Origin of the sequence: Ensifer sp. SSB1 (assembly GCF_016652895.1) — a bacterium.
Classification (GTDB): Bacteria; Pseudomonadota; Alphaproteobacteria; order Rhizobiales; family Rhizobiaceae; genus Ensifer.
In genome coordinates this window covers 1-9,773 of the sequence record NZ_JAEPRP010000217.1, presented here as the reverse complement: position 1 = coordinate 9,773, position 9,773 = coordinate 1, and the positions used below count along the sequence as shown (strand labels likewise).

Here is a 9,773-nt window from a genome sequence, read left to right as displayed (position 1 = left end):
TTTTCTTCGATCATTGCGAGCTACGCGCGCAACGATGGCGCGCGCGTTCATGGTGCCATTTTGGGAGAGTGTGTCGCGAACCGAGATGGGGCAGATTCGCGCCATAATGCCTCGCCACCCTGTTGGTACGTAGAGAGCAAAGTATCGTGGTATGTAAGAGGGCGGCGCAGGCCGCCCTTCCCTTTTAGCCGGCGATATAAGCCTTGATCTGCTCCGTCTCGTGCTCGATCGCGCGGATATGATGCTTGATCACGTCGCCGATCGAAACGATGCCGGCGAGCTGACCATTCTTTTCGACCGGCAGGTGGCGAGCCCTGAGCTTGCTCATCATTTCCATCAGGGCCTGGACGGACATTTCCTCGGTGCAGCAGTAGACGTTCTGCCACATGACGGCCGCGACCGGCCTTTCGAGACAAGTCGCTCCTTGCTTGGCGATCGCTGCGACGATGTCGCGCTCGGTGAGGATGCCTGCGATCTGATCGTCCGCATCGACGATGATGACCGCACCGATGTGATTGTCACGCAAGAGAATGGCAGCCTGCTGGACTGTCATCTGCGGGCCGACCGTTACGACGTTGCGGCCCTTTTCATCGAGTATTGCTTTTACTGACATGCGCACATCTCCCGTTGCGACAACACCGGGTCGGCAGGGAAAGGTCCAGCCGTCTCTCGTGCGGTACGGTCGGGCGATGGAACCTGTACCCTGGCCGCCTACAATCGCCAGCCCGCGTGCTCCTCAGACGCGGACGAGCTTTCAATACCCGGCCTTCACGGGCCGCCCTGTCTTTCGACAACCGGCGACCGTATCAAATGGTGCGCCAGCGTCCTGGGGAAATCAAGCACTCACAAACGCCATCCGCCGATCTTTCGCAGTTGTCAGTCGCGAGGGTCGAAGAGGCCGAAGAGCAGGAAGCCGAAGAGGAACCCGCCAATATGGGCCTCCCAGGCGATGCTGCCTGCACCGCCAGGCGTGAACATGCCGAGCCCGATCAGAAAGTTGGTGAGGAACCAGATCCCGGCGAACATCACAACGGAGCGATTTGCCAGCGCCTCACTGATGGGCAGCCTTCGGTTGAGATGGGCAAACTGTCGGCTTATCCGCCCGCTTGGCGAAAAGACGAAACGCGCCGCCGCCCCCATGAAACCGGAAACGACACCCGAGGCACCGACGACCACGATCATCTCGCCCCAATGAAATGCGGTGTGGAGCGCAACGGCAGCCGCGGCCGAGAGGCACCAGAACACCGCCAGACGTCCCATGCCGATGCGGCGCACGACCGGCGCACCGAAAGCAACCATCCAGAAGATGTTGAAAATCAGATGCTCCCAGCTGCCATGCAGGAACGAATAGGTGATGGGGCTCCAGAGCCAGGCGAGGCTCTGCTCGGCCAAGGGATGATCGTAGCGCGCCGGCAGAAAGGCGAAATTGAAGATGATCTCCTGATCGATGGCCGGCGACAGGACATAGGTGCGCAAGGCGTGAATGGCGATCAGGAACAGCAGAATGCAGGTGAGCCCGGCGGGCAGATTGAAAGCAGGCTCACGTGACGGACTGGCGGCGCTGTCCCGGTCCGTCTCCGGTGGCGTTGCCGTCTGATCTCGTTCCATGGTTGCCGCTCTCTCCATCGATTGGCCCGTTCGATCGCATTCGATCGAGGCGATGGCATGACACCGCGGGATTCGGACCGGACTGGGGCGACCAGCCATAAGCAAACAAAAAAAGACCGTCCAGTAAAAACTGAACGGTCGCCAAGCTCAAATCCGAGCTCCAGTTCAAGTGCCGAAGCCAACGCTTCGTGAAGTCATGTCTTCCAGTGCCATTCGCGGTGCCCGAACGCAATCGAAACCGTTCGTTAACCTTAATTTCGGGCTGGCACGGTTTTCGCACCATTCATTTCAAGACCGCAAAGAACGGCCGAATATGTGCCAGACCGGCACACGCGGGTCGCAGAAACGGAATGAATGCAAGATGCGCAGCAACACGACCACGGAACTTTTCCGATATTGGAACACCATTCGCGGCAAGCGCGAGCTTCCCCGCCGGGATGAACTCGAACCAGGCGATATTCGCCTTCTGTTGCCCAATCTGTTCATCCTCGAGCGTGAACGCAACGGCATCTCGTTTCGACTGGCGGGAACACATGTTTGCGCACTCTTCGGCCTCGAGTTGCGCGGGCGGCAATTCGGCATGCTCTGGCTGAACGCGCAGGCGGCCAAGACGCAGCGCATCGCCGGCCAGGTGATGACGCATCGGGTGCCGGTGATGCTGTCGGCCAAGGGGCGCACGGCCGATGCTCGCGAGATCGAGGTCGAAACGCTGCTGCTGCCACTTGCCTCGACCGAGGGCGCAAGCGACAGAATCCTTGGCGCGCTCTCGCCACTTTCTCGCCCGTATTGGTTGCATGCAACTTCGGTGGAAGGTCTAGACGTCACCGGCATGAAAGTCCTCGATCCCGATCGTACCGCCGTATTTCGCGAAGAACCGGCGGCAGAATCCATCTCCCCGCGTGCGGAATCTCTCGCTGGCGAAGGACTTTTGGGAGAGTTCCGTCGTGTTCGGCATCTGCGCATCCTGGAGGGTGGGCGCAGCGGCTGATTGCCGCCGCTGTCCCGAGTTGGGCACCTGGACCAACCGCAGGACGAACATTCTATTAACCCGAACGTTCTAAACTCTGACTGCGAAAATACGTCATGCAGAGTCACCATGTTCTCGTTCCAGCACGCTCAGAATACCGCTCCAAAGCCGCATCACGAAGGTGCGTTCCAGCGCGTTTCGGTGAACCTTGCGGGACGGCTGATGCTCGCCAATCACGATGAATTCGAGTGCACCGCCGTCGACATGTCGCCCGGCGACGTGTTGCTTTCGTCACCGGCGCGGCCCAGGGCGGGTGAACGCATCATTGCCTATATCGACCATGTCGGCCGCCTTGAAGGTACAGTTTCGCGCCTGTCCGACGACGCCTTCGTGATCCAGCTCAACGCCACCGAGCGCAAGCGCGAGAAGCTGGCGGCACAGCTCACCTGGATCGCGAACAAGCACGAACTCGGCCTGCCCGAAGACCGGCGCCATGACCGCCTTGCCCCGCGCAAGACGGTAACCGAGCTGACGCTCGACACCGGTGAAAAATTCCCCTGCCGCATCATCGACCTTTCGCTGTCAGGCGCTGCCGTCGACATCGAGAACCGGCCGCCGATCGGCACCCCGATCATGCTCGGCAACATGAAGGGCAAGATCGTGCGCCATTTCCAGGAAGGCTGCGCCATCGAGTTCTCGGGCGTGCAGTCGCGCGAAGCGCTGACGGAATTTCTCTGAGGGTGCCTCTGCACCGTCTTCACCTGCCCTACCCCAGACCAATGTCCTTGGCGCGCGCGCTCAACCGAGCGCAGGCCTCCTGAGGAGCCGCGCCATTTCCTGCGGTTGAATGCCGATCGCCGCAGCATAAGCAACGAGGCGCCAGCCGGCCGTTGGGCCCACCTTGCCACGCGCAGCAAATCCTCCGCATCGAAGCAGATCTGCCCAACAGTCGTGAATATGCTGCCCGCGCGGCCGGCCGCTCGAAATTGCGGCAAGGCGGCGCTGCTCCATTTCGGAACATCTCGATCTGACCGCCGCTGCCGACCCTCGCATATATTTTTTCGAAGAATTTCAAGGAACGCCTCATACTTGAAGTCGAAAAACGGCGACGAGATCGCCACTACCCGCCACGTGGGCCACCCATACCGACCACGGATTTCCGGGAGAAGCGACGCCCGCCGACCCCCATATCGACGCAGCCCCAGTGATTACAATCCCTTACGTAGTCAACAAACCCTGAACCGAAGCTCACTCCGCATGATAATTCATAAAATTTGAGTCAAATTCAATTTAAATAAAAATCAAACTCTATTCTTATTTTATTCTTATACGACTTTCATTTGTACTTGTTTTTAGTTCGCAAGTTCGCGAGCGATAAAAACGTCTGTGCCATTGTCGAACCACAACGGGGAGACAATCATGCTCAAGACAATCACCAAGATGATCGCGGTTGCGGTCCTTTTCACCGGCGGTCTGATCGAAACAGCTCTGGCGCTTCCGGCCAACATGGTCGTCACCGGCTCCACCAACCCGCCGATCGGTCACTACGAGTTCTGCAAGATCTATCCGTCGGAATGCACCTCCAACGGCAAGGACCGTGGCCCGATGGTGCTGACGCGCGAAGGCTGGCAGAAGCTTCTCGAGGTCAACTACGACGTCAACCAGGCGATCACCCCGATGACCGACATGGAAATCCATGGCGTCGAGGAGAAATGGTCCTATCCGGACACGGTCGGCGACTGCGAAGATTACGTGCTGCTGAAGCGCCGCAAACTGATCGAGAACGGCTTCTCTGCGTCGGATCTCCTGATCACCGTCGTCCTGCAGCCGAACGGTGACGGCCATGCGGTCCTGACCGTCCGCACCGACCGCGGCGACTTCATTCTCGACAACATGCGCAACAAGGTGCTGCTGTGGTCGGATACCGAATACACCTACCTCAAGCGCCAATCGACCGAACACTCCGGTCGCTGGGTCAAGCTCCAGGACGGCCGCACCGTTGCCGTCGGCAGCGTCCGCACGCAGTAAGCCTCCAAGACACAGGAGGCGGCGCGCCTGAAGCAGCGGCCTCACCACTACTGGGCTCCGGTCTACACTATCCCCGTCCAGACCGAGCCTCGGCCGGTTCCGTGTCCCTCGGAACCGGCCGTTTTTTTTGCCGACGCCCCCGCACCGGCCGACCCGAAGAGATTTTCATCGAAAATTAACCGTCCTCGACCAGCGTCGGGCAAGCGACGGCATCCATCCTACCGTGAGCAGGAAAGCGTAAACCGAACCGCAGACCACCGGGTTCGGCCATCGCGACGGGACAGCCCAACGATGAGCAGCTCTTCAAATGATATCCACGAATCGGAACTCCGACCGCTGCTGTCGCCCGGCTTCGTCTACCGGGTGACCGCGATCGTCGTGGTGCTTGCTGCGCTCACCGCCGCCATCTCGTTTGCTGGACGCTGGTTCGGCGAAAATCTCGCCCTTGCCGGACACACCGCAAGCGACGAGCTTTTCGACATCTTTATCGGCCAGGATCACCTGCGCCTGCCGGCCAACATGATCCGCTTCGAGGCCCAGCGCGCCACCTCGATCGTCGAGCGCGTCGATCTCTATCTGACCTGGCCGGGGCTCGAAGGTTATAGTGATCAGGACCGGGCGCTGTTCAACAATATCGACGCTCCCGAAAGCCTCATCTTCCTGCAAATCTCCCAAAGCACCATGTCGCGCGACATGTCCGGACGGCTGGAGCCGATCTATTCGCAAGTTTTCGACGGCACACCCACGGCAGGCCCCGCCGGTCTGAGCGAACACGCCGTCAAGGCCACATCGAGCTATGCGGGCGAAGTGTTCTATACGGCAGACACGACGACCCAGGCGCCCTATGTGGTGCGCTGCCTCAAGTCCGACCCTCAAACGATCTCGACCAGTGCCGATTGCCAGCGCGACATCCACGCCGGAAAGGACCTCGTCGTGCTCTACCGATTTTCAAACAAGCTGCTGCCGAAGTGGCGCGAAATCGACCAAGCGATCGCGACCTTCGTCAAAAATCGTCTCATGCCCTGATTTCGTCCAACTGGTGTGGTGCAGGCAGCCCGCAGCACCTTTGCGCTACACCGGCATCGCCCTTGTACAAATGCGTTCGATTCCGGAAACCAATCATTCATCATAAACCGATTGGTAACGCTATGCCGATACTGTCTCGAGAACGGTCGTTCCCGGAGGCGGCGTCCGGACAACCCCATGACATGAGAATAAAGAGTAGCGTAGTGTCCCAATCCGGTTTTTTTGATCTCGCGAAGCGCCCGTTCGGTGCTCTCTCAAAGATGGTAGGGCGGGTCGTCCTTGCGGGCGCCATCGCATCGGCTGCCTTCGCGGCGCCGGCCTTCGCCGCCTCGGCCTATGCCAATCCGAAATATTCCGGCATCGTCGGCGACGCCAAGACCGGCAAGATCCTTTACGGCGAGGATGCAGACGAACTGCGCTATCCCGCGTCTCTCACCAAGATGATGACGCTCTATCTGACCTTCGAAGCGCTCGAAGCCGGCCGGATCACCAAGTCCACGCCCATCCCCTTCTCGAAGAACGCTTCCGCCGAGCCGCCATCGAAGCTCGGCGTGCGTGCCGGCCAATCGATTACCGTCGAACAGGCGATCCTTTCGCTCGTCACCCGCTCGGCGAACGACGCCTCGACAGCGCTTGGCGAGTTTCTCGGTGGCTCGGAACCGCGTTTCGCCCGCATGATGACGAACAAGGCCCGGGCGCTCGGCATGACTCGCACGACCTATCGCAATGCAAACGGCCTGCCGAACCCGGAACAGCGCACGACAGCCCGTGACCAGGCGCGTCTCGGCCTCGCGCTTCGCCAGCATTTTCCGCAGTATTATGACTACTTCTCCACCCGCAGCTTCCAGTTCGGCAAGCAGACGATCGGCAACCACAATCGTCTGCTCGGCAATGTCCGCGGCGTGGACGGCATCAAGACCGGCTATACCCGTGCGTCCGGCTTCAACCTCGTGACGTCGGCTCAACTCGAAGGCCGCAGCATCGTCGCCGTCGTCATGGGCGGCACCTCCGGTGCCAGCCGCGACGCGCAGATGCGCCGGCTCGTCGCCAAATACATGCCCTCGGCATCGCGTCGTGGCGATGGCAACCTGATCGCCGAAACCAAGTCGGCCCCGGTTCCGGCCGAAGAAACCGAAGTCGCTTCGACCGCGCCCGTTGCTGAGGCGCCTATTGTTGCAGCCGCTGCCAGCAAGCACGACCTGCCGAACACTGGCCCGGTTCCCGATTTCCGTTACAACGGCGAAAGCAACAGCAGCGTGCAGATGGCCTATGCCGGCAACAAGCGCGCTTCGGACAATCCTGTTCTTTCCCCGAAGATCGTTCCGAACACACTGGATGCGCAGAGCGTCAAGCTCCGTCAGCCGGTTGCCGCAGGCATGGTCGACGCCCAAATCACCAACTCCGTGCCGAAGAAGGCCGCCGCGGCCGCAAAGGCAGAGCCGGCCGAGGTCGCAAAGGCCGAACCGATGCCGGCCCAGCCGCAGGGCTGGGTAATCCAGATCGGCGCAACGCCAGACAAGGATCAGGCCATGACCCTTCTTGGCAATGCCAAGGACAAGGGCGGCAAGGCGCTGAGCAACGCAACGCCGTTCACTGTCGCGTTCGGCCAGGTCTACCGCGCCCGCTTTGGCGGCTTCGACGACCAGAATGCAGCCGTCAACGCCTGCAAGGCATTGAAGAAGAAAGGCATCTCCTGCTGGGCTAGCCAGCAGTAAATTAAAAAGTTTTGGCGGCCGGATGTGTTTGTTTTCCGGCCACCTTCCTCGGATTTGTATAGCGTAACGAGGTTAATCATGGCGATGAACGAAAACGTTCCGGGCGTTACCCCGCTGCCGGGACGGCGCGCGAAGCCGTCGCGCATCAACCTGCACCCCCTGCACGAGGCGGCCATGCGCATTGCCGACCTCGGGCTCAACAGATCAAAGGCCAAGACCCGCGATCTGGTCGGGATGTTGTTGACGCACGGAGCCCGCGCCTGGCGATCGACACAGCCACGGGCGGGTATTCATCTCCACGTGACGGGGCCGAACCGGCGGCATCCGCTGAAGATGCGGATCACCTGAAGCTCCTGCTGTTCCAAAGGCGGCCTCTGTGCCGCCTTTATTCTTGCGCCTTGTTCTTACACGCAAATGCGCGCATGCGCTCTTCGCGCAAGAAACCTTTCGGCCGATGCGGGCGTCACGTCATCGATGTTGACGATCAGAGAAGTCCGAGTTCCGCCAGTTCGCGGCGCAGCTCGAGCGGCATTTCGGCACCGCCGCCGGCGAGCGAGGCCAGGTCACGGGGCGCATCCTTGTCGGTGAGATAGCGCCAGCCCTGAAAGGCGCGCCGCGGCTGCAACTCCGTCTCGACCACTTCTGGGCCAAGCAGCAGATTGCAGCGGCCGATACCCTCGCCATCGGTGAAAGTCTCGATACCGATCAAAGGCTGCCGCGCCTGCACGGTCCCCTTGATCACCCAGTAGAGCGAACCGCCTTCCAGCAATTCCTCGACACGCTTGGGCACCATGCGCGTGGTGTGAAAGGAATGCGGCTCCAGGCCAGCGGCCATAGCCGCCATCGCCTTGCGCGAAACCCATTCGCGAAGGTCCTCGATCGATTCCGCTCCAACACAGAGCTTTATGAGATGCAGTGACATAGCTGTTTTGAACACCCGTCCGGCCGTTGCGGTCAAGCGGCCAGACGCCTTTCATCCACAATCGCCGCTCCTGTCTGGCGATACAGCAATCTTCGCGCGCCCTAACAGGCGCGCGCCGCTGTATGGCTCAACATTCGACGACGTTGACTGCGAGACCACCGGTCGAGGTCTCCTTGTACTTCTCGTTCATATCGACGCCGGTCTGGCGCATCGTCTCGATGCAGGCGTCAAGCGGGACGAAATGCTTGCCGTCGCCCTTGAGCGCCAGAGACGCGGCTGTCACCGCCTTGACCGCGCCGAGTGCGTTGCGTTCGATGCACGGCACCTGAACCAGGCCGGCGACCGGATCGCAGGTCATGCCGAGGTGATGCTCCAGTGCGATCTCGGCGGCATTTTCGATCTGCTCGGGCGTGCCGCCCATGACGGCAGCGAGGCCGGCAGCAGCCATGGCGGAGGCGGAGCCGACTTCGCCCTGACAGCCGACCTCAGCACCTGAAATCGAGGCGTTGTGCTTGATGATGCCACCGATCGCGGCGGCCGTCAGCAGGTAGTCGCGGATACCTTCCTGATCGGCATCGTCATGGAAATGCATGTAGTAGCGGATAGTGGCGGGTACGACGCCAGCGGCACCGTTGGTCGGCGAGGTGACAACACGGCCGCCGGCGGCATTTTCCTCGTTGACCGCCATCGCGTAGACACTCAGCCAGTCGTTGGCGAGCAGCGGGTTGGTCTTGTTGGAGCGCCACTCCTCCTGCAGCTTGTCGTGGATCGAGCGCGCGCGGCGCCGAACCTTCAAGCCGCCGGGCATAATGCCCTCCTGGCTCAGCCCGCGGTCGATACAGTTGCTCATCGCGCCCCAGATACGGTCGAGCCCGGCATTCAGTTCGTCCGGCGACATGGTCGCTTCTTCATTCGCCCGCTTCATCTGGGCGATCGTCATCCCGGAGCGGGCTGCCATGTCCAGCATCTCCTGCGCCGAGGAGAACGGGAATGGCACCTTGACGCCGGCCGCCTTGTTCTTCGAGGCGCGCATGGCCTCCAGTTCCGTGTCGGTCACGACAAAGCCGCCGCCAATCGAATAATAGATCCGCTTCAGCAGCAGCCGGCCGTCGCGGTCGAGCGCGGAGAACGACATGCCGTTGGCATGGCCCGGCAGCGGCACCTTCTTGTCGAAGACAAGGTCCGTCTTCGGCTGGAATTCGTATGACGGGTGCCCAGGCGGCGAGATGCGACCGCTGCGCTCGACCTCGTCGATCAAGGCGTCCATGCGATCGGGGTCGACTAGGTCGGGGCGTTCACCGACGAGACCAAGGACAACGGCCCTACCCGACCCGTGGCCTATGCCGGTATGGGCCAGCGAACCATGCAGGCTGACCTTGATCGCCGCAACGGAAGCATGGGACGGGCGCGGCCAGTCGTCGGATAGAATGAGATCGAGAAAGCGGTTGGCGGCCGACATCGGCCCCATCGTATGCGAGCTCGAAGGCCCGATGCCGATCTTGAACAC

General features: G+C 61.0%; 10 protein-coding genes. 6 read left to right on the top strand and 4 right to left on the bottom strand.

Annotated elements, in window-relative coordinates:
- Nucleotides 1–184: 184 nt before the first annotated feature.
- Nucleotides 185–613 (bottom strand): CBS domain-containing protein, encoded by a 429-nt coding sequence (locus I8N66_RS33125; RefSeq protein WP_113537736.1) that lies wholly within the window; start codon nt 611–613, stop codon nt 185–187.
- A gap of 263 nt (nt 614–876) precedes the next feature.
- A complete protein-coding gene (locus I8N66_RS33120; RefSeq protein WP_291163474.1) occupies nt 877–1,608 on the bottom strand; it encodes a rhomboid family intramembrane serine protease in 732 nt (243 codons plus the stop codon).
- 196 nt (nt 1,609–1,804) lie between these two features.
- On the opposite strand from I8N66_RS33120, the gene I8N66_RS33115 reads away from it, so the two are divergent.
- The 6 genes from I8N66_RS33115 to I8N66_RS33090 all read left to right on the top strand — a co-directional run bounded on the left by I8N66_RS33115 (nt 1,805) and on the right by I8N66_RS33090 (nt 7,692).
- Nucleotides 1,805–2,596 (top strand): PAS domain-containing protein, encoded by a 792-nt coding sequence (locus I8N66_RS33115; protein ID WP_291163471.1) that lies wholly within the window; start codon nt 1,805–1,807, stop codon nt 2,594–2,596.
- A gap of 108 nt (nt 2,597–2,704) precedes the next feature.
- Nucleotides 2,705–3,313: a PilZ domain-containing protein gene (locus tag I8N66_RS33110; RefSeq protein ID WP_291163467.1), complete on the top strand. Its 609-nt coding sequence runs from the start codon at nt 2,705–2,707 to the stop codon at nt 3,311–3,313.
- Nucleotides 3,314–3,994: 681 nt separating this feature from the next.
- Nucleotides 3,995–4,603 carry a transglutaminase-like cysteine peptidase gene (locus I8N66_RS33105; protein WP_291163464.1) on the top strand — a complete coding sequence of 203 codons (609 nt, stop codon included), beginning with the start codon at nt 3,995–3,997 and terminating at the stop codon, nt 4,601–4,603.
- A gap of 291 nt (nt 4,604–4,894) precedes the next feature.
- The gene (locus I8N66_RS33100) at nt 4,895–5,629 is read left to right on the top strand and encodes a hypothetical protein (RefSeq protein WP_291163461.1); all 735 of its coding nucleotides are present in this window, start codon (nt 4,895–4,897) and stop codon (nt 5,627–5,629) included.
- A gap of 182 nt (nt 5,630–5,811) precedes the next feature.
- Nucleotides 5,812–7,344, top strand: coding sequence for a D-alanyl-D-alanine carboxypeptidase (locus I8N66_RS33095; protein WP_291163458.1), 1,533 nt, complete (start codon nt 5,812–5,814; stop codon nt 7,342–7,344).
- A gap of 78 nt (nt 7,345–7,422) precedes the next feature.
- Nucleotides 7,423–7,692: a hypothetical protein gene (locus I8N66_RS33090; RefSeq protein ID WP_058320548.1), complete on the top strand. Its 270-nt coding sequence runs from the start codon at nt 7,423–7,425 to the stop codon at nt 7,690–7,692.
- Nucleotides 7,693–7,828: 136 nt separating this feature from the next.
- Here I8N66_RS33090 and I8N66_RS33085 read toward each other — a convergent pair whose 3' ends face one another.
- Nucleotides 7,829–8,266, bottom strand: a complete 438-nt coding sequence (locus I8N66_RS33085) for a DUF1489 family protein (protein ID WP_113537744.1) — start codon at nt 8,264–8,266, stop codon at nt 7,829–7,831.
- Between the two features lie 127 nt (nt 8,267–8,393).
- Nucleotides 8,394–9,773 (bottom strand): L-serine ammonia-lyase (locus I8N66_RS33080; RefSeq protein ID WP_291163450.1); only part of this gene is annotated, 1,380 nt, incomplete at its 5' end.